This is a genomic window from Microbacterium sp. SORGH_AS_0421, assembly GCF_030818635.1.
Lineage (GTDB): Bacteria > Actinomycetota > Actinomycetes > Actinomycetales > Microbacteriaceae > Microbacterium.
Genome location: NZ_JAUTAO010000001.1, coordinates 3284208 through 3302815, shown reverse-complemented (window position 1 = coordinate 3302815; position 18608 = coordinate 3284208). Strand labels below are relative to the sequence as shown.

Annotated in this window: 16 protein-coding genes and 1 tRNA gene; 10 read left to right on the top strand and 7 right to left on the bottom strand. The window is 70.2% G+C overall.

Going from position 1 to position 18608, the window contains the following annotated elements; all coding sequences use genetic code 11:
- Positions 1–29 precede the first annotated feature (29 nt).
- Both QE416_RS15775 and QE416_RS15770 read left to right on the top strand, forming a co-directional pair.
- Positions 30–947 carry an ABC transporter substrate-binding protein gene (locus tag QE416_RS15775; RefSeq protein WP_267787504.1) on the top strand — a complete coding sequence of 306 codons (918 nt, stop codon included), beginning with the start codon at positions 30–32 and terminating at the stop codon, positions 945–947.
- Between the two features lie 202 nt (positions 948–1149).
- Positions 1150–2943 (top strand): ABC-F family ATP-binding cassette domain-containing protein, encoded by a 1794-nt coding sequence (locus QE416_RS15770; RefSeq protein WP_210074068.1) that lies wholly within the window; start codon positions 1150–1152, stop codon positions 2941–2943.
- Between the two features lie 127 nt (positions 2944–3070).
- Here QE416_RS15770 and QE416_RS15765 read toward each other — a convergent pair whose 3' ends face one another.
- Positions 3071–4741: a PHP domain-containing protein gene (locus tag QE416_RS15765; protein ID WP_267787503.1), complete on the bottom strand. Its 1671-nt coding sequence runs from the start codon at positions 4739–4741 to the stop codon at positions 3071–3073.
- Positions 4742–4895: 154 nt separating this feature from the next.
- Between QE416_RS15765 and QE416_RS15760 the strand changes: the two genes are divergently transcribed.
- Positions 4896–5627: a hypothetical protein gene (locus QE416_RS15760; protein WP_307317600.1), complete on the top strand. Its 732-nt coding sequence runs from the start codon at positions 4896–4898 to the stop codon at positions 5625–5627.
- Positions 5628–5725: 98 nt separating this feature from the next.
- On the opposite strand, the gene QE416_RS15755 is transcribed toward QE416_RS15760, so the two are convergent.
- Positions 5726–6238 carry a hypothetical protein gene (locus QE416_RS15755; RefSeq protein ID WP_307317597.1) on the bottom strand — a complete coding sequence of 171 codons (513 nt, stop codon included), beginning with the start codon at positions 6236–6238 and terminating at the stop codon, positions 5726–5728.
- The gene (locus tag QE416_RS15750; protein WP_210074209.1) at positions 6235–6687 is read right to left on the bottom strand and encodes a MarR family transcriptional regulator; all 453 of its coding nucleotides are present in this window, start codon (positions 6685–6687) and stop codon (positions 6235–6237) included. Before QE416_RS15750 ends, QE416_RS15755 begins: the two co-directional genes overlap by 4 nt.
- A gap of 147 nt (positions 6688–6834) precedes the next feature.
- On the opposite strand from QE416_RS15750, the gene QE416_RS15745 reads away from it, so the two are divergent.
- From QE416_RS15745 to QE416_RS15715, 7 genes are all read left to right on the top strand, one after another.
- Positions 6835–6906 (top strand) — tRNA-Gln (locus tag QE416_RS15745).
- Position 6907: 1 nt separating this feature from the next.
- A complete protein-coding gene (gene glmU / locus QE416_RS15740; protein ID WP_307317593.1) occupies positions 6908–8332 on the top strand; it encodes a bifunctional UDP-N-acetylglucosamine diphosphorylase/glucosamine-1-phosphate N-acetyltransferase GlmU in 1425 nt (474 codons plus the stop codon).
- Positions 8333–8346: 14 nt separating this feature from the next.
- The gene (locus QE416_RS15735; RefSeq protein WP_210074077.1) at positions 8347–9381 is read left to right on the top strand and encodes a ribose-phosphate diphosphokinase; all 1035 of its coding nucleotides are present in this window, start codon (positions 8347–8349) and stop codon (positions 9379–9381) included.
- 408 nt (positions 9382–9789) lie between these two features.
- Complete coding sequence (locus QE416_RS15730) at positions 9790–10281, top strand: hypothetical protein (protein WP_210074079.1); 492 nt, start codon at positions 9790–9792, stop codon at positions 10279–10281.
- A 5-nt stretch (positions 10282–10286) separates the two neighbouring features.
- Positions 10287–11165, top strand: a complete 879-nt coding sequence (locus QE416_RS15725) for an FAD:protein FMN transferase (protein ID WP_307317588.1) — start codon at positions 10287–10289, stop codon at positions 11163–11165.
- 27 nt (positions 11166–11192) lie between these two features.
- Entirely contained in the window at positions 11193–12746 is a 1554-nt protein-coding gene (locus QE416_RS15720) for an FAD-dependent oxidoreductase (RefSeq protein ID WP_307317586.1), read from the top strand.
- Positions 12747–12861: 115 nt separating this feature from the next.
- Positions 12862–13824 (top strand): S41 family peptidase, encoded by a 963-nt coding sequence (locus QE416_RS15715; RefSeq protein WP_307317583.1) that lies wholly within the window; start codon positions 12862–12864, stop codon positions 13822–13824.
- An 18-nt stretch (positions 13825–13842) separates the two neighbouring features.
- On the opposite strand, the gene QE416_RS15710 is transcribed toward QE416_RS15715, so the two are convergent.
- The 4 genes from QE416_RS15710 to QE416_RS15695 form a co-directional block, all read right to left on the bottom strand.
- Positions 13843–15291, bottom strand: coding sequence for a cell wall metabolism sensor histidine kinase WalK (locus tag QE416_RS15710; protein WP_267787496.1), 1449 nt, complete (start codon positions 15289–15291; stop codon positions 13843–13845).
- Between the two features lie 155 nt (positions 15292–15446).
- Positions 15447–16181: a response regulator transcription factor gene (locus tag QE416_RS15705; RefSeq protein WP_056228637.1), complete on the bottom strand. Its 735-nt coding sequence runs from the start codon at positions 16179–16181 to the stop codon at positions 15447–15449.
- A 222-nt stretch (positions 16182–16403) separates the two neighbouring features.
- Positions 16404–17999, bottom strand: coding sequence for an NADP-dependent phosphogluconate dehydrogenase (gene gndA, locus QE416_RS15700; RefSeq protein WP_307317580.1), 1596 nt, complete (start codon positions 17997–17999; stop codon positions 16404–16406).
- A gap of 85 nt (positions 18000–18084) precedes the next feature.
- A complete protein-coding gene (locus QE416_RS15695) occupies positions 18085–18600 on the bottom strand; it encodes a gluconokinase (RefSeq protein WP_307317578.1) in 516 nt (171 codons plus the stop codon).
- Positions 18601–18608 lie beyond the last annotated feature (8 nt).

Genomic DNA, 18608 nt, shown 5'->3' with positions numbered 1-18608 from the left:
TTCCCGAATCACCAGAAAAGAGAGCACCCATGTTCACAGCACGAACCAAGAAGGGCCTCGGCCTGTTCGCCGGCCTCGCGGTCGCCTCGCTCGCCCTCGCCGGTTGCGGCGGCGGCTCCAGCGATCCCCTCAGCAACGGCGGCGGCGACGCCAGCGCCTCGAGCGACACCATCGTGGTCGGCTCGCAGGCCTACTACTCGAACGAGATCATCGCCGAGATCTACGCGCAGGCGCTCGAGGGTGCCGGCAAGACCGTGAAGCGCCAGTTCCAGATCGGTCAGCGCGACGCGTACATCCCGCTGCTCGAGGACGGCACCGTCTCGGTCTTCCCCGAGTACACCGGCAACCTGCTCCAGTTCTTCGAGAAGGACACCACCGCGCGCACCTCCGACGACGTGTACGCGGCTCTGCCGGCCGCCCTCCCCGAGGGTCTCGAGGTCCTCGACCAGTCGCAGGCCACCGACCAGGACTCGTACACCGTCACGAAGGCGTTCGCCGACGCGAACGGGCTCACCTCGATCGCCGACCTCGCGAAGGTGACGTCGGGTGTGACCCTCGGGGGCAACGCCGAGCTCGCCGAGCGTCCCTACGGACCCACCGGTCTGCAGTCGACCTACGGCGTGAGCGTCCAGTTCTCGCCCACCGGTGAGACCACGGTCGACGACCTCGTCGCCGGTACCGTCCAGGTCGCCAACGTCTACACGGCCGACCCCCGCATCAAGACCGACAACCTCGTCACGCTGACCGACCCCAAGGGCCTGTTCCTGGCGTCGAACGTGGTGCCGGTGGTCAACTCGAACGTCGCCTCCGAGGTGTCGGACGTGCTCAACAAGGTCAGCGCCGCCCTGACGGCCGATGCCCTCGTCGAGATGAACGTCGAGTCCACGGTCGACCAGAAGTCGTCCGCCGACATCGCCAAGGAGTGGCTCTCGGCCAACGGCTTCTGAGCCGTCGAGTCACGCGGGGTCGTCCGGTTCGCCGGGCGGCCCCGTCGTCGTTCCGGCCGCGGCCCCGGGTGCCGGCATCCGGGGTGCGCCTGCGATCGTCTCGTCCGTGGCGCGCCAGATGGGCGACGGGAAGCAGGAGATCCCGGATGCCGGCACCCCCGCGCGCTCGCACACCCCGGGCACCGCGTAGCCTGGGACGGATATGGCACACCTGCTCGGGGGCGAAGCCCTGCACCTGGAATACCCGACCAAGGTCGTCTTCGACTCCGTCTCGCTCGGCGTGAACGAAGGTGACCGAATCGGCATCGTCGGTCGCAACGGCGACGGCAAGTCGAGTCTGCTCGGCATGCTCGCCGGCACCCGCGAACCCGACGGCGGGCGCGTGACGGTGCGCGGCGGCGTCACCGTGGGCGTGCTCGACCAGCAGGACACCCTCGACGACGACGACACGATCGGGCACGCGGTGGTCGGCGACCGCGCCGAACACGAGTGGGCCGGTGACGCGCGCACGCGCGACGTGATCGCGGGTCTGCTGGGTGATCTGCCCTGGGACGCGCGCCTCGGCGACCTCTCGGGCGGTCAGCGCCGCCGCGTCGCGCTGGCGGCGCTGCTCTCGGGCGATTGGGATGTGCTGTTCCTGGACGAGCCCACCAACCACCTCGACGTCGAAGCCATCACCTGGCTCGCGGGGCACCTGAAGAAGCGGTGGGCGCCGTCGGCGGGCGGTCTGCTCGTCGTCACGCACGATCGGTGGTTCCTCGACGAGATCTGCACGGTCACCTGGGAGGTGCACGACCGTCTCGTCGAGCCCTTCGAGGGCGGATACGCGGCGTACATCCTGCAGCGCGTGGAGCGCGACCGTCAGGCGGCATCCATCGAACAGCGCCGACAGAACCTGGCCCGCAAAGAGCTGGCGTGGCTGCGTCGCGGGGCGCCGGCGCGCACGTCGAAGCCGAAGTTCCGCATCGATGCGGCCAACGAGCTCATCGCCGACGTGCCCGAGATCCGCGACAAGGTCGCGTTGCAGTCCCTCGCCGTGGCACGGCTCGGCAAAGACGTGGTCGACCTGCTCGACGCCGGTGTGACCTACGGCGATCACACGGTCCTGAAAGACGTCGAGTGGCGCATCGCCCCGGGTGAGCGCACCGGCATCCTGGGGGTGAACGGCGCGGGCAAGTCGACCCTGCTGAGCCTGGTCACCGGCTCGCTCGAGCCGACGAGCGGCCGGGTCAAGCGCGGCAAGACGGTGAAGGTCGCCACCCTCACCCAGCGCCTCGACGAGCTCGACCAGCACCTGAACGACCCCGTGCGCGTGGTGATCTCGGGGCTGCGGACCACCTATTCGTTCGGCGCGGGGTCGAAGGCGAAGGAGCTCACCCCCGGCGAGCTGCTCGAGCGCCTCGGGTTCTCGAGCGCCCAGCTCTCGACCCCCGTGAAAGACCTCTCCGGCGGTCAGAAGCGGCGCCTGCAGCTGCTGCTCGTCCTGCTCGACCAGCCGAACGTGCTCATCCTCGACGAGCCCACCAACGACCTCGACACCGACATGCTCGCGGCCATGGAAGACCTGCTCGACTCGTGGTCGGGCACCCTCATCGTCGTCTCGCACGACCGGTACTTCCTCGAGCGCGTCACCGACCAGCAGTACGCGATCCTCGATGCGAAGCTGCGGCACCTGCCCGGCGGCGTCGACGAGTACCTGCGTCTTCGAGCGATTCAGGATGCCGAGCCCTCGCGGTCCGCGACGACGGGCGGCGCCACCGCGACCTCGGGTCTGCAGGGCGCGGAACTGCGCGCCGCGCAGAAGGAGGCCTCGGCCACCGAGCGGCGCATCGAGAAGCTGCAGCAGCAGATCGACAGGGCCAAAGCCGCGCTCGTCGACCACGACCAGGCGGATTATGAGGGACTCGGCAAAGAGATGCAGCGCATCTCGGCCCTCGAGGGCGAGCGCGACGAGCTCGAGATGAAGTGGTTCGAGCTCACCGAGACGATTGGCTGAGCTCGTCCCGAGCGAGTGCCGCCCAGCGGAGGATTTTCGTACCTCGATCGTCCTCGGCCGCCGAGATCTCCTCCCCGCACGGCGAACGGCCCGCCCCCTCGGGTGACGGGCCGTTCGCGTCGTCGGGTCAGTGCACCGAGACGAAGATCGGGTTCGTGTAGAGCCACGTGTCGAGCCAGGGGTTTCCCTGCCCCGCCGCGTGCGGCTGAGGAGCGCGCGGGTCGACCTCGGCGCCGCGGGGGCCGGTGCCGTGGACCTTGCCGTCGGAGCCGCGCACGCGCACGTAGCCGTCGACGTCGGCCGTGCCCACCGGGATCACGATCTGGAAGGGCGAGCCGCTGCGGTCGCTCACGTCGCGCAGCTCGACGACGCGGGTGCGGGGAGCGATCATGGTGTCGCGGTCGGTCACCGCGCCGGTGATCTCCCCGCGGATCACATCGAGGTGGGCCAGACGGGGCAGGATGCCGGCGGAGTTGCGCTGCGTGGTCGGCTCGACGTCGATCACGATCTCGATCTTCGTCCCCGTCGGCACGCGCAGGGTTCCGCCGAGGGTGGCGGTGTTCGCGGTGTCGTCGACCGCGCGGAGGGTGACCCCGAGCCCGGCGACGAGGTGGCCGTGGTCGACCCACATGCGCCCCGCTCGCACCGCGTCGAGGACGGCCGTGTGCGTCTTCGCGGTGGCGCCCACGTGGGTGCGGCTGAACTCGCCCGGCCAGAGGTCGCTGCCGCCCTGCGGTGCCGCCGTCGACACGGGATCGGGGCGGCGGCCGGCGCGGTTGAAGTTCGCCAGCGTCGCGCCGTTGTCCCAGCCCGAACCGGTGGGAAAATCGCCCACGCGGGTGTTGTCGAAGTTCTTCAGGTGCAGGTCGCTGTTCGTGGTGATCCACCAGCGGCGTCCCTCGCTCAGCAGTGCGTCCCACATTCCGCCGACGACGGCCGTCATCCAGTCGAAGCCGCCGTGCGCCCGGTAGGCCTCGCTGGGGAACCCGGGGTACGAGTAGTCGCTGCGCGAGTTCTCGTACTCCCCGCGCTGCGAACGGTCGGTGGTGTTGGCCGCGAGGCCCGAGGCCTGCGCTCCCGGTGCACCCTCGAATCCGACGAAGATGTCGGGGTCGGCATCCTGCCACGCGCGCAGTTCGCCGGGGGAGTCGATCCCCAGACGGCTGGGATGGTTGGCGAGCACCAGCACGTCGGCGATCGCCCCCGCGGTGCGCTGCTGACCGAGCCACGAGATGCCGTCGACCGCGTGCTGCAGCCAGTCCGCGGCGTCGCTCGTGTTCGGCCGCGGCTTCTCCCACTTGTTCAGCTTGCCGTCGTAGTCGAGCTCGAAGCGTCGCAGCACCTCGGTGACCCGGGGGCCGGGTGCGACGAGAACAGTGCCGTGCTCCGCGGCCGGGATGTACCACTCGAGCCCCTGGAACACGAGCAGGTCCGGGCGCGCCGTGCGTGCCGCCTCGATCTCCCGGGCGGCGTTGAAGACGCCTCCGACGTTGGCGTGACCGACGTTGCTGTGCTCTGTGAAGGCGATGGCATCCACCCCGAAACGCTGCGCCTGGTCGAGGATCGTCGTCATCGCGTACTTCGCGTCGTGCGAGTACACCGAGTGCACGTGGTGGTCGAAGACCAGCCAGCGCAGGGTCTTCGGGTCGGTGACGGCGGCGGGCGCGGCGGTCGCCGCCGCAGCTGTCGCGGCGGCGGCGGGACCGAAGGACGACGCGGCGGACGCGGTCGTGACGGCCGCCGCCGCGGCGGCGAGGAAGGCGCGGCGGGAGAAGCCGGAAGGGGTGTGAGTGGGCATTGGTCACTTTCGTGAGAGGGGTCGCCGGGAACGTAGGGGCCGCGGGTGAATAGCGGGTGGCCTGCGGGTGATGTTGGCGTCATCATCCGTTCACCGGGCGGACCGAACCGTGGGGCACAGTCCGTTCGTCCTCACCACCCGATCGAGAGCAGCCATGTCGTCCACGCCCGTGCCCACCCGCCTTCTCCCCATCGCCGCCGCCGTGGTCCTCGTCGCGGGTATCGTTCCGCTCAGCTCCCTGGCCGCTTCCGCGGCGAGCCCCCTCGTGCTGCGGGATGCCGACGGTGCGGCCGTCTTCTCGGGCGACGCCGCCGCATACCCGTCGTTCGCCACCGCGTACTTCGCCGACGGCTGCCCGGCCGGCACACGCGACGGGGCGCGCCTGACCGTTTCGGCGGGCGGCAGCACCGTGGTGGTGTCGGCGACCGTGCCCGTGGACGGGGGAGCGGCCGTGAGCGTCCCCATGGGCTCGTCGTTCCGCGCCGTGGTCCCCGCGGGAGCGACGGCGGCGACCCTCAGCCTCGAGTGCCTCGCGCTATCGTCGGGCGTGCCCTCATCGATCACCTCGGCGGCCAGTCTGCCCGTGACCCTCACCGCCTCGGGCTGGTCGGTCCCGGGCCAGCCCGCTCCGACTCCGACGACGGCCCCGACGACCGCCGCTCCGTCGCCGAGCACCTCGGCGTCGGTCGGCCCCGACCCGGCGGCCGCCGTCACTCCGCGCCCCTCGGTCTCGACGGTCGCGGTTCCCGTCGCCGCGGGCGGGGCGGACCTCGCCGTCACGGGGGCGCAGGTCGCGGGCGTTGCGGGACTCGGGGCCCTCCTGGCCGTCGTCGCCGGCTTCGTCCTGCGCAGCCGCGCCCGTCGCCGGGCGGTCGCTCGGGACTGATGGCCCTTCCCACCGCGTCGTTGCGAGAGCGATGAGACGGTCGGCGTCAGCGGAAGGCGCTCGTGTCGCCCGCGACGAGATGTCGACGAGGGATGCCGTCAGTGGATGGCGTACTCGAGCAGGATGATGAACACGCCGAGGCAGGCGGTCGCGAACGCTCCCAGCAGACGCACCGCGATCCGGGCCTTCCGCCTCGCGTACGCGCCGTACCCCAGCAGCGCGAGCACCGCGAAGGTCGCCCACATGCAGGCCTCGAAAGCATCGTCCACCGAGACGCCGGTGAGGCCGGCCCACACCAGCACGAGGATCGAAGGAACCGAGGCGTACAGCATCCCGGCTCCGTGGCGCATCCCCTCACGCGTGGCCAGACGCAGGCCGTGGTCGGCGTGCTCGGTCAGGGTGTGGGCGAAGACGTGCGCGATGAAGAACACCACGAGCGACACCGACGCGCTCGCGAGGACCTCCCACACGTCCTCGGCGTGATCGTCGGCGATCGAGACGAAGGCCGCGAACACGATGAGGCCGTAGATGGCGGCGGGGGAGCGGAAACGAACGTCGAACCACCCCCTCACACGGGCCCAACGCGAGGGGGACCCGATCGGAGCGCTCACGCGTCGAACCCCAGGCTCAACTTGCGAAGCAGGGTCGCGAGGCGGTCGCGGTCGCCGCGGGAGAGGCCCTCGAGCAGCAGGGCCTCGGCATCGACGAGGCGGGTGATCGCGGCATCCACTCGTATTCGTCCGTCATCGGTCAGAGTCACCAGGATGCTCCGTCCGTCCCCGGGGTCGGCCTCCCGGCGCACGAAACGGCGAGCGACCAGCCGATCGATGCGGTTCGTCATCGTTCCGCTCGACACCAGCGTCTGCTGAAGAAGCTGCTTGGGGCTCAGCTGGTAGGGCTCGCCCGCGCGGCGCAGAGCCGAGAGCACGTCCCACTCCCACGACTCGATGTCGCTGCGGCGGAACGCCTCCTTGCGGGCGATGTCGAGGTGCCGTGAGAGGCGGGCGACACGCGAGAGCACCTCGAGCGGCGAGAAGTCGAGATCGGGGCGCTGCCGCATCCACGCATCGACGATGCGGTCGACTTCGTCGCTGTCCCGGCTCACGGTCTCATTATGTCGAGTGCGCGGTCCACCGTCGTCGCGCGCCGCAAGTCGGAACGCACGGCGCTCGGGTCTGGCAGACTTGACCGGTGCCCGCGGGCACGGTCCGCCGTGGTGTAACGGCAGCACAACAGCCTTTGGAGCTGTTAGGTCTAGGTTCGAATCCTGGCGGCGGAGCATGACATCACCGACCGAGCTGGCCGTCGTCGTCCTCGCCGCGGGTCAGGGCACGCGCATGCGCTCCCGCACCCCCAAGGTGCTGCACCCCGTCGGCGGTCGCCCGCTGGTCGGTCACGTGCTCGACACCGCGGCCTCCCTCGACCCGGCGCGCATCGTCGTGGTCGTGCGTCACGAGCGAGAGCTCGTCGCCGAGGCCGTGTCGGAGCTCGCGCCCGGCGTCGTGATCGTCGACCAGGACGAGGTGCCCGGTACCGGTCGTGCGGTGGAGGTCGCCCTCGACGCGCTCGACGGATTCGAGGGCGATGTCCTCGTGCTCAGCGCCGACGTGCCGCTGCTCGAGACCGGAACGCTGACCGAGCTGCTCGTGACGCACCGCACGGGCGGCACCGCCGTCACCCTGCTCAGCGCTCGCGTCGACCAGCCGTTCGGCTACGGCCGGATCCTGCGCGACGAGGCCGACGGCGTGCGTCGGATCGTCGAGCAGAAAGACGCCTCGGCCGAGGAGGCCGCGGTCACCGAGATCAACGTCGGGGTGTACGTCTTCCAGGCGGCGCCGCTTCGCGCCCAGCTCGCGCAGGTGGGTACCGCCAACGCGCAGGGCGAGAAGTACCTCACCGACGTGGTCGGCCTGCTGCGCGACGCGCAGCTGGGGGTCGCCGCCTCCGTCACCTCCGACGCCTCGGCCGCCCTCGGAGTCAACGATCGCGTGCAGCTGTCCGAGGCCGGGCGCACGCTGAACGCCCGCACGGTGCGTCGCTGGCAGCTCGAGGGCGTCACCGTCGTCGATCCCGCCACGACCTGGATCGACGTGACCGCCACCCTGGCTCCCGACGTCACGATCCTCCCCAACACCCATGTGCGCGGGGCGACCGTCATCGCCTCGGGCGCCATGATCGGCCCCGACACGAGCCTGGTCGACTGCGAGGTGGGAGAGAACGCCACGATCACCCGCACCGACGGCACCCTCGCCGTCGTCGAGGCCGGGGCGACCGTCGGACCGTTCGCCTACCTCCGTGCGAACGCCCGGGTGGGCGTGAACGGCAAGGTCGGCACCTTCGTCGAGGTGAAGAACTCCTCGATCGGCGAGGGCAGCAAGGTGCCGCACCTCTCCTACGTCGGCGACACGGAGATCGGCCGCGGCGTCAACCTCGGCGCCGGCGCCATCACCGCCAACTACGACGACGTCGCCAAGCACCGCACGGTGATCGGCGACGAGGTGCACAGCGGGTCGCACAACGTCTTCGTCGCGCCGGTTACGATTGGAGCGGGTGCCAAAACGGGCGCCGGAGCGGTGATCCGCAAGGATGTCCCGGCCGGTGCGTTGGCGCTCAGCGTGGCACCCCAGCGCAACGTCGAGGGGTGGGTCGAGAAGAACCGACCGGGCACCAGAGCGGCCGACGTGGCCCGCGCGGGCTCGGGCTGAACAGGAAGCGGCCGATGGCTCGTAAGAAGAATCGTGTAGACCTCGACCGCGACAACGGCATCGCCCCCGGGCTCGTCGCCAAGACCAAGAAGCGGCTCGTCGTCGCCTCGGGTCGTTCGCACCCCGATCTCGCGGCACAGGTCACGCAGCACCTGGGTACCGAGCTCGCCCCGACTGAGCACCGCACCTTCGCGTCGGGCGAGATCTACACCCGGTTCGAGGTGTCGATCCGCGGCTGCGACGTCTTCGTCATCCAGTCCTTCGGTCCTCCGGTCAACGAGTGGCTGATGGAGCTGCTCATCATGCTCGACGCCCTCAAGCGCGCCTCGGCCAAGCGCGTCACGGTCGTCGCTCCGTACTTCCCCTACTCGCGTCAGGACAAGAAGGGCCGCGGCCGCGAGCCGATCAGCGCCCGCCTCGTCGCCGACCTGCTCAAGACCGCCGGCGCCGACCGCATCATGAGCGTCGACCTGCACGCGGCACAGATCCAGGGCTTCTTCGACGGCCCGGTCGATCATCTCTTCGCCAAGCCCGTGCTGCTCGAGCACTTCGAGCAGGGCCTGTCGGCCGAAGACCGAGAGACCCTCACGGTCGTCTCGCCCGACATGGGTCGCGTCCGCGTCGCCGACACCTGGTCCGACAGCCTGGGGGCCCCGCTCGCGATCATCCACAAGCGTCGTGATCCCAAGGTCGCCAACCAGGTGTCGGTGCACGAGATCGTCGGCGACGTGAACGGGCGCACCTGTCTGCTCGTCGACGACATGATCGACACCGGCGGCACGATCCAGAAGGCCGCGCAGGCTCTCAAGGCCGCGGGCGCCCGCAAGGTCATCGTCGCCGCGACGCACGCGATCTTCAGCGACCCGGCGATCGAGCGCTTGCAGGACGCGGCGATCGACCAGGTCGTGGTCACCGACACCATCCCGATCGAGGCCGAACGCCGGTTCGAGCGCCTCACCGTGCTGCCGATCGCGCCGTTGCTGGCTCGCGCGATCCACGAGGTCTTCGAGGACGGCTCGGTCACGAGCATGTTCGGCGGCGACGCGTAGGCGTTCGCTGCTTCGATACTCAGCCACCTCCCCTCGGGGAGGTGGCTGAGTCGTTCTCGTGCCGGGCCGTCCTGCGGAGTCGCGTGGCACACGCCGCTCCGGGATGCCGCGGCACGGCGTGTCGCCGAAGACCTCCGACGGAGGGTACGGGCGGCTGCCGGCCCGCTCGCGCGGCCGCGGCCGGGCCGTCGTGCGGAGTCGGGGTTCGACACGCCGGTTTCGGGTGCCGCGAGCACGGCGTGTCAACCGCGAACTCCGCTCGGCGGCCCGGGCGGCCCCCCATTGCCACCTCGCCCCAAACGCCCACCACACATAGCTTGCACAAAAGAGTGAACCGGTGAGCGGGCAAGGTCGTGTCCCTACCGTGAGCACGTACGCGCCGCGAGGCACGACCGAAGGAGGACCCTCATGATCCGCACCACAGCCGTACCCCGTCCCGTCCGCATCGGCACCGCTCTGCTGGGTGTCGCCGGTATCGCCACCCTCGCCGGGTGCGCGGGCGGCACCACGACCGGCGACGCCGCCCCCGCCGAAACCGCGGCCCCCGCCGCGAGCTCGGCGCCCACCACCTCGGGTGCCGCAGCCGGATCCACCGGCTCGGGCTCCTACAAGGACGGCGAGTACGAGGCCACGGGCCAATACGCCACCCCCGAAAGCGTCGAGACCATCGACGTCACGCTCACGATCGCCGGCGACACGGTCACCGCGGTCACGGTCACGGGCGATCCGCAGGCCGCGGAGTCCAAGCGCTACCAGGGCGAGTTCATCGGCGGCATCCAGAGCGAGGTCGTGGGCAAGAAGCTCGACGAGATCTCGGTCAGCAAGGTCGCGGGCTCTTCGCTCACGAGCGGCGGTTTCAACAAGGCCGTCGACACGATCAAGTCCGAGGCCCAGGCCTGACAGCCATGAGCACTCCGATTGCGACGGGTTCGACCTGGACCTTCGACGCGATCGGCACGTCGTGGGCGATCGAGACGGCGGATCCGCTCTCCTCGATCGCCCGCGACGCGGTGTCGTCGGTCATCGAGCGCTTCGATCAGGAGTGGTCGCGATTTCGCGATGATTCGCTCGTATCCTCGCTCGCCGAGGGGCGCACGGCATCCGTTCCCGCCCCGGAGGACGCGGATGCCATGTTCTCGCTCTACCGAGAGCTCGACGCGGCGACCTCCGGCGCGGTCAACCCCCTCGTCGGCGATGCGCTCGCGCGCCTGGGCTACGACGCACGGCTGACCCTGGCTGCGTGGGGAGACCCGCAGCCGGCGCCGTCATGGCGCGACGTCCTCACCTGGGACGCCGACCGCGTGAGCGTCGCGACTCCCGCGACCATCGACGTCGGGGCGCTCGGCAAAGGGCGACTGGTCGACCTCGTGCTCGACACGCTGAGCGCCTTCGTCGAGGGCGACCTCGTCGTCGACGCCTCGGGTGATCTCGCCCTTCGCGGGACCCCGCTGCGCGTCGGGCTCGAGCACCCGTTCGACGCCACGCGCGCGATCGGCGTCGTCACCGTGACCGACGGGGCCCTCTGCGCCTCGGCGATCAACCGCCGCGCGTGGGGAGACGGGCTTCATCATGTGCTCGACGCCCGCACCGGCACCCCCGTCCGAGCGTTCGCCGCGACGTGGGCTCTGGCCGACACGGCCATGCGCGCCGACGCCCTGGCCACGGCGCTGTTCTTCGACGGCGGCCCGGAGCTTGCGGCATCCTGGAACGCGAACTGGGTGCGCATGCGCACCGACGGCCGTGTCGAATGGTCGCCCGGCTTCTCGGGCGAGATCTTCTCCTGACTCCCATCTTTCGAAGGGTTCCCTCTCATGAGCACCACGCTCGCCGCCGGTTCGACCCGGGTCCTCGGACTCATCGGACGCGTCTCGATGTACCGGCTCGTCATGGCGTCGCTCGGCCTTCTCGCCGTGATCTCGCTCGTCCTGTCGTTCGCCGGGCTGGTCGTGCCGCAGCCGCTGGCGATCGTCGCGAGCGCCGTGGTGCTCGCCGCCGCGTGTGCCCTCACCGATGTCGTGGCGCAGAGTGCGCTCCGGATGCCACATCGTGTGGAATCCTCGCTGATCACGGCCGGAATCCTGCTGTTCGTCCTGCGCCCCTCGATCGAGCCGTTGGGTCTGGCCGGTCTCGCTCTCGCCGGGGTGGTGGCATCCGCGTCGAAGTACCTGCTCGCCTGGCGGGGCCGGCACATCTTCAACCCCGCGGCCACGGGGGCGGCGGTGTTGACGATCGTGAGCATCTGGGCGCCCGATCTCGGCTCCTCGGCCTGGTGGGTCGGCTCGCCGTGGCTCGCGGGTCCGGTGCTGGTGCTGGGTGTTCTGCTGCTGTTTCGCACCGACAAGCTGCCGATCGTCGTGGTCTTCTGGGTGGTCGCGATGGCCGTCGCCTTCTTCCGCACGAGCGTGCAGTTCCAGGCCGCGGGCTTCCCGGTCGACGTGCCGAGCGTGCTGCTGCAGGTGGCGTTCTCGTCGCCCTTCCTCTTCCTCGGGGCGTTCATGCTGTCCGAGCCGCTGACCCTTCCTCCGCGTCGCCTCCAGCAGTACCTGGTCGCGATCCTGGTCGGCGTCCTCGCGGGTTGGCCGCTGCCGCTCGGCGAGATCACGCTCGGCCAGGAGCGCGCCCTGCTCATCGGCAACCTGCTCGCGTTCCTGTTCTGCCTGCGCGCGGCCGTCCGTCTGCGGGTCGAGCGTCGCCGCGATGTGACGCCCACGGTGCGCGAGCTGTCGTTCCATGCCGCCCGCCCCTTCTCGTTCCACCCCGGGCAGTACCTCGAGCTCGACGTGCCGCACCGCCGCCCCGATGCCCGCGGCACGCGGCGGGAGTTCTCGATCGTCTCGGCACCGGAGGACCTGCCCGAGGTGCGCATCGCGTTCAAGGACGGCTCGCAGTCGTCGTACAAGCGAGCGCTGGCGGCGGTCGAGCCGGGCTCGACCCTCGCCGTCACCGGCGTCTGGGGCGACTTCGTGCTGCCCTCGCGCCCGACCTCCCCGGTGCTCCTGGTCGCCGCCGGCATCGGTGTGACCCCGTTCGTCTCGCAGCTGCGTCACCTCGTGGCGACGAATCAGGACCGCGACGTCGTTCTCGTCTACGTGGTGTCGGAGGCATCCGAACTCGCCTTCCGCGACGAGATCTCCGCCAGCGGCATCCCGGTGGTGGTGTTCTCGCGCGACGAGCCGCTCGACCTCCCCGCGGGCTGGGTGTGGGCGGGACCCGATCGCGTGGATGCCGAGGCGCTGCTGCGCTCTGTTCCCGATATCGCGCAGCGAGCGGCGTACGTCTCGGGCCCGCCGCGGCTCATCGCGGCCCTCGCCCCCGCGCTCGCGAAGGCGAAGTCGCTGACCACGGACGCGTTCGCCGGGTACTGAATCGAGGGTGGCGGAGGAGGGCCCGAGCGGGAAGGGTGGGGGGATGACCCCCAGTTTTGTTCCCGCCGACCCTCGGAGGCCGGTCGGGCACTCTCTCGGACGAGGTGCGAACGCGATGGGGCAGAACCGCTCTCGGGCTTTCCTCGCCCTCCTCGCCGTGACCCTCGTGCTCAGCGGCTGCTCGGCCGACAACGGGAGAGACGAGGTCGCAGGCTACGTCGAGGCAGCGATCGCCGAGATGCGCGACGGCATCCACGCCGACACGGACGAGTTCCGGGATGCCGTGTCTCGAGTCGAACCCGAGCTGAAGGCGAAGGCGACGATAGCGGAGACTCATCGGGGGCTGGGCGAGTTGGTGGTCGTGGCGGGCGGGGTGCACTCGTGGCTGCAGACGCCCGCGGATGTCGCCTCCAATTCGGCGCAGAACGCGCCGGCGGCGTCCTTTCCCGTGCCGACGGTCTCGACGCGGGACGGCATCAGCATCCTGTCGCTGCCCGGGTTCCAGGGGGAGGAGCCCGAAGCGATCGAACGGTACGAGGCAGCGGGACTGCAGGCGATGCGGGCCGCCGCCGCGGCGACGACCTGCGGCTGGATCGTCGACCTGCGCACGAACGGTGGGGGCAATGCGTGGCCCATGCTCGCTGTTGTCGCGCCGCTGCTCGACGACGGAGACGTCGTCGGACTCGAGCGAGACGGGCAGGTGCAGTGGGCACGTGTGGCCGACGGCGGTGTCGTCTCGACGCCCGGGGGAGACGACACCTCGTCTCCCGGGGGATTCACCGTCGACGCCCCAGTGGCGCTGCTTACGTCGGGGATGACGAACAGCGCCGCCGAGATCGTGGCCATCGCCTTCGCCGGTCAGGCCGATGCCCTACGGGTCGGCAAACCGACGGCGGGAATGACGACCGGTAACCAGGTCCGAGAACTCAGCGACGGCGCCCGCCTCATCCTCACCACCAGCTACGACGTCGATCGCACCGGTCGGGTCTACGACGGTCCCCTCGCCCCCGACATCGAGGCGGCTCCCGGCCCCGACCTCGAGGCCGCGCGGACGGCGGTCAGGTCCCGCTGCGCCTGACCGCCGGCATCCGGAATCTCAGACCGGATCCGCGGGCTTCGCGGGGAGGCGCACCTCGAACGTCGTGTCACCGGGGCTGCTCTTCACGTTGATGGTGCCGCGGTGGGCGTCGACGATCGCGCGGGCGATTGAGAGGCCGAGGCCCGTGCCGCCGGTCTTGCGGTCGCGGGAACGGTCGGCGCGAGCGAATCGCTCGAACAACTGGGAGGCGACCGACGGGTCGATGCCGGGTCCGTTGTCGTGCACGCGCAACACGGCCTCGGCTCCCTCGTGGGCGACGGAGACGTTCACGACGCTTCCGGCCGGCGTGTGCGTGCGCGCGTTGGCGAGCAGATTCGCCACCACCTGGTGCAGGCGCGCGGCGTCTCCGGCGAGTTCGACGGGGGTGTCGGGCACGTCGATCGTCCACGAATGGTCGGGGCCGGCGGGGCGCGCATCGCCGACGGCCTCGACGGCCAGGCGCGTGAGATCGACCGAGCCGTAGACGAGCTCTTGGCCCTCGTCGAGGCGCGCGAGAAGAAGCAGGTCCTCGACGAGCGTGGTCATGCGCAGCGACTGCGCCTGAATGCGCTCGAGCGACTGCTCGGTGGTCTCGACGGCCAGGGCGATGCGTTGGCGACTCTCGTCGTCCTGCGCCTGACGCATGGCGCGCAGCGACAGCTCAGAGAAACCGCGAATGGATGCCAGGGGCGTCCGCAGTTCGTGGCTGGCGTCGGCCACGAACCGGCGCATGAGTTCCTCGTTGCGCTGGCGCGCGCTGAGCGAGGCGTCGACGCGGTCGAGCAGGGTGTTGAGGGCGGTTCCCACTTGCCCGATCTCGGTGTGCTCGTCGACCTGGTCCGCCGGGACGCGCTCGGTGATCGACACGTCTCCCTGATCCATGCGGATCGACGCGACGCGCGTGGCGGTCTCGGCGACCGCGCGCAGGGGGCGCAGCCCCAGACGGATGACGATCGCGATGATCACGGCGAGCAGCAGCAGGCCTCCGGTGGTGACGAGCGCGACGGTGGTGAGGATGGCACCGATCGTGCTGGTCACGCTCGACAGGGGGAGACCCACGAGGAAGACGCTGTCGCTTCCGGGTGTCGGGAACGCTCGGACGAGGTACTCGCCGAGATTCGGCAGATCGACCGTCTGAGCGGTGGGGTCGGATGCGGCAGCCTGGAGGCTGTCGGCGATGCGACCGAGGTCGTCGGTCGTGAGCGCGCGCACGCCGTTGTCGCCGACGACAGCTCCGGTGATCCCGGCACCGCGCGAGTTCATCACGAGCAGCGTGCCGGAGTCGAAGAACCCCGACTCCAGGACCTGCTCCGCCGAGCTCTGGAACGCCGCCCGCGGCTGTATGGAGGCAGCCGCTTCGTCCACCTGGGCGCCGAGGTTCACGTAGAGAACCTGGCTGAGGATCGCACTGGTCGAGATGCCGATCATCACGAGGATGAACGCGACCATGCCGATGACGGCCGTCATCAGACGCACCTGCAGCGTCCACGGGCGGCGGAGCCGCGTCGACAGGGGCTCCCGCTTCGGCCTCGGCTCCGGTGTGCCGGTGTCGGCGACTGCGGGGTGGTCGGTCTCCCAGACCTCGGACGGGGGAGCGGGGGGCGCTGGTCTCGGCGGAATACTCACTGAGGCGCTTTGATCATGTACCCGACACCGCGCACGGTGTGGATGAGCGGGTCGTTTCCGGCGTCGATCTTCTTGCGCAGGTACGAGATGTAGAGCTCGACGACGCTGGAGCGACCGCCGAAGTCGTAGTTCCAGACGCGGTCGAGGATCTGCGCCTTCGACACCACGCGACGCTGGTTGCGCATGAGGAAGCGCAGGAGCTCGAACTCGGTCGCGGTCAGCTCGATCTCCTTGCCGCCGCGGATGACCTCGTGGCTGTCCTCGTTCAGCGAGAGGTCGCCGACGCGCAGGATTGGCTCGGAGTCGCGCGTGAGGGCGGTGCCGGCGCGACGCATGAGGCCTCGCAGGCGCGCCACGACCTCTTCGAGGCTGAAGGGCTTGGTGACGTAGTCGTCGCCACCGGCCGTGAGACCCGCGACGCGGTCGGCCACGGCGTCCTTCGCCGTCAGGAACAGCACGGGCACGTCGTTGCCCGAGTGACGCAGGCGCTGCAGCACCGCCATGCCGTCGAGGTCGGGCATCATGATGTCGAGCACCATGGCATCCGGCTCGAAGTCGCGCGCGGACTGCAGGGCGTCGAAGCCCGATCCGGCGGTCTTCACGTCCCAGCCCTCCATGCGCAGGGCCATCGACAGCAGGTCGGTGAGCATCTGCTCGTCGTCGACGACGAGGACGCGCAGGGCGCTCCCGTCGGGGCGGGTGAAGGTGGGGGCGGCGGCGGTCGCGGTCATAGAACTCATTGTGCTCTCGTATCTATGAGCTTTCTATGGCGAGCCTTATGGGAATCCTGGGAACGGGAGATCCGACGGCTGAGAACGAGCCCGTGCCGACCCCGACCGCGGCACCCGGGGTTGTTCGCGACGACGTCGCGGACGTCCGCGACGCGCCTGGGCGGCCATAGACGCACGAGGCGGCGACGAGCCATGCTCGCCGCCGCCTCGTCAAGACAGCTCTCAGTGGGTGTCTTCGGCTTCGATCTCGGTGCGGTCGCCCGACCACAGGGTGTGGAAGGTGCCCTCCTTGTCGATGCGACGGTAGGTGTGCGCACCGAAGAAGTCGCGCTGGCCCTGGATCAGGGCGGCGGGCAGGCGCTCCGCGCGCAGGCCGTCGTAGTACGCGAGCGACGAGCTGAACGCGGGGGCGGGGATGCCGCTCGCCGCCGACAACGACACGATGTGGCGCCATGCGTCCTGCGCCCGGCCGAGGGCCTCGACGAAGTACGGGGCGGTCAGCAGCACGGGGAGGGTGGCTTCGGCGTCGTAGGCCTCGGCGATGCGGTTGAGGAACTGCGCACGAATGATGCACCCGCCGCGCCAGATCTTCGACACCGCGCCCAGGTCGATGCTCCAGTCGTACTGGGCGGCACCGGCGCGGATCTCGTCGAAGCCCTGCGAGTAGGCCACGATCTTCGAGGCGTAGAGCGCGAGTCGCACCTGCTCGATGAAGGCGTCGGCATCTTCGCCCGAGAGCACGTCGGTGCCCGAGGGGCCGGGGAGCTCGCGCGAGACCTCGCGCTGCTCGGGGTGGCTCGACAGCGACCGGGCGAACGTGGCCTCGGCGATGCCCGAAACGGGGACGCCCAGGTCGAGGGCCGTCTGCACGGTCCACGCGCCGGTGCCCTTGGCGCCGGCCTGGTCGAGGATGACATCGACGAGGGGCTTGCCCGTGTCGGCGTCGGTCTGGCGCAGCACCTCGGCGGTGATCTCGATGAGGTACGACTCCAGTTCGCCCCGGTTCCACTCGGCGAACACGTCCGCGATCTCGGCCGGGCTCTTGCCCGTGGCGCGGCGGATGAGGTCGTAGGCCTCGGCGATCAGCTGCATGTCGGCGTACTCGATGCCGTTGTGCACCATCTTCACGAAGTGACCGGCGCCATCGTGGCCGACGTGCGTCACGCAGGGCTCGCCCTCGGCGACCGCGGCGATCGACTTTAGGATCGGGCCCAGCGTGGCCCAGGCCTCGTCGGAACCGCCGGGCATGATCGAGGGGCCGCGCAGGGCACCCTCTTCGCCGCCCGAGACGCCCATGCCGACGAAGTTGATGCCGGTGTCGCGCACGGCCTTCTCACGGCGGATGGTGTCGGTGAACAGCGCGTTGCCGCCGTCGACGATGATGTCGCCCGGTTCGAAGACCTTCACCAGCTCGTCGATGACGAAGTCGGTGGGACGGCCGGCCTTGACCATGATGATCGCGGTACGCGGCTTCGCCAGCGACGCGGCGAAGTCCTCGTACGAGAACGAGGCGACGAAGTTGGCCTCGGGGTGCTGCTCGAGAACGTGCTCGGTCTTGTCCTTGCTGCGGTTGAAGATGGCGACCGTGTTGCCCTCGCGGCTGGCGAGGTTGCGGGCGAGGTTCGAGCCCATCACGGCCAAGCCGACGACGCCGATGTTGGCGCGGCCGTCGCCCTCGCCCTGGGGGCGTGAGTCGGCGTCGGCGGTGGGACGGTCCACCTCTTCGATGCCGGGCGCACCCTCGTGCACCTGTGCGGCCTGATGCGGGGACTGGTCCTGGTCGGTCGAGGGGCCGGTCGGGGAGGCGTGGGACGTCATGGGTGCTCCGTCTTCAGGTGCGAGGGGTGTGGGCAGGCTCACGTGGGCCGCCTCCGCCACTTTATCGGCTCGGCCCGCGCGTGTTTCAGGACGGGGTGTGCGTGAGCTGGAGACGCTCGACGACCTCTCGCACCTGCTCCTGGGGAGTGAGGTCGAGGTCGATGCGGATCGCGCGCTCATCGGCATCCGGGATCTCCAGGGTCTCGAACTGCGAGGTCAGCAGCGACGGCGGCATGTAGTGGCCCTGTCGACGCAGTAGGCGTTCGAGCACGAGCTTCGGGTCGCCCATCAGCAGGACGAAGGTCACATCGTCGCGGCGCAGTACGTCGCGGTAGCTGCGCTTGAGGGCCGAGCACGTGATGACGCCGGGGCGTCCGGCGGCGATCTGGCCGTCGATCCAGCCGGCGACGCGATCGAGCCACGGCCATCGGTCATCGTCGTCGAGGGCGTGACCGGATGCCATCTTGGCCACGTTCTCGGCGGGGTGCAGGTCGTCGCCCTCCTGGAAGTCCCAGCCGAGGCGACCGGCGAGCATGCCGGCGACGGTGGACTTGCCGGTGCCGGCGGGGCCCATGAAGACGAGGACGGGGTGGGACGTCATGATTCTCT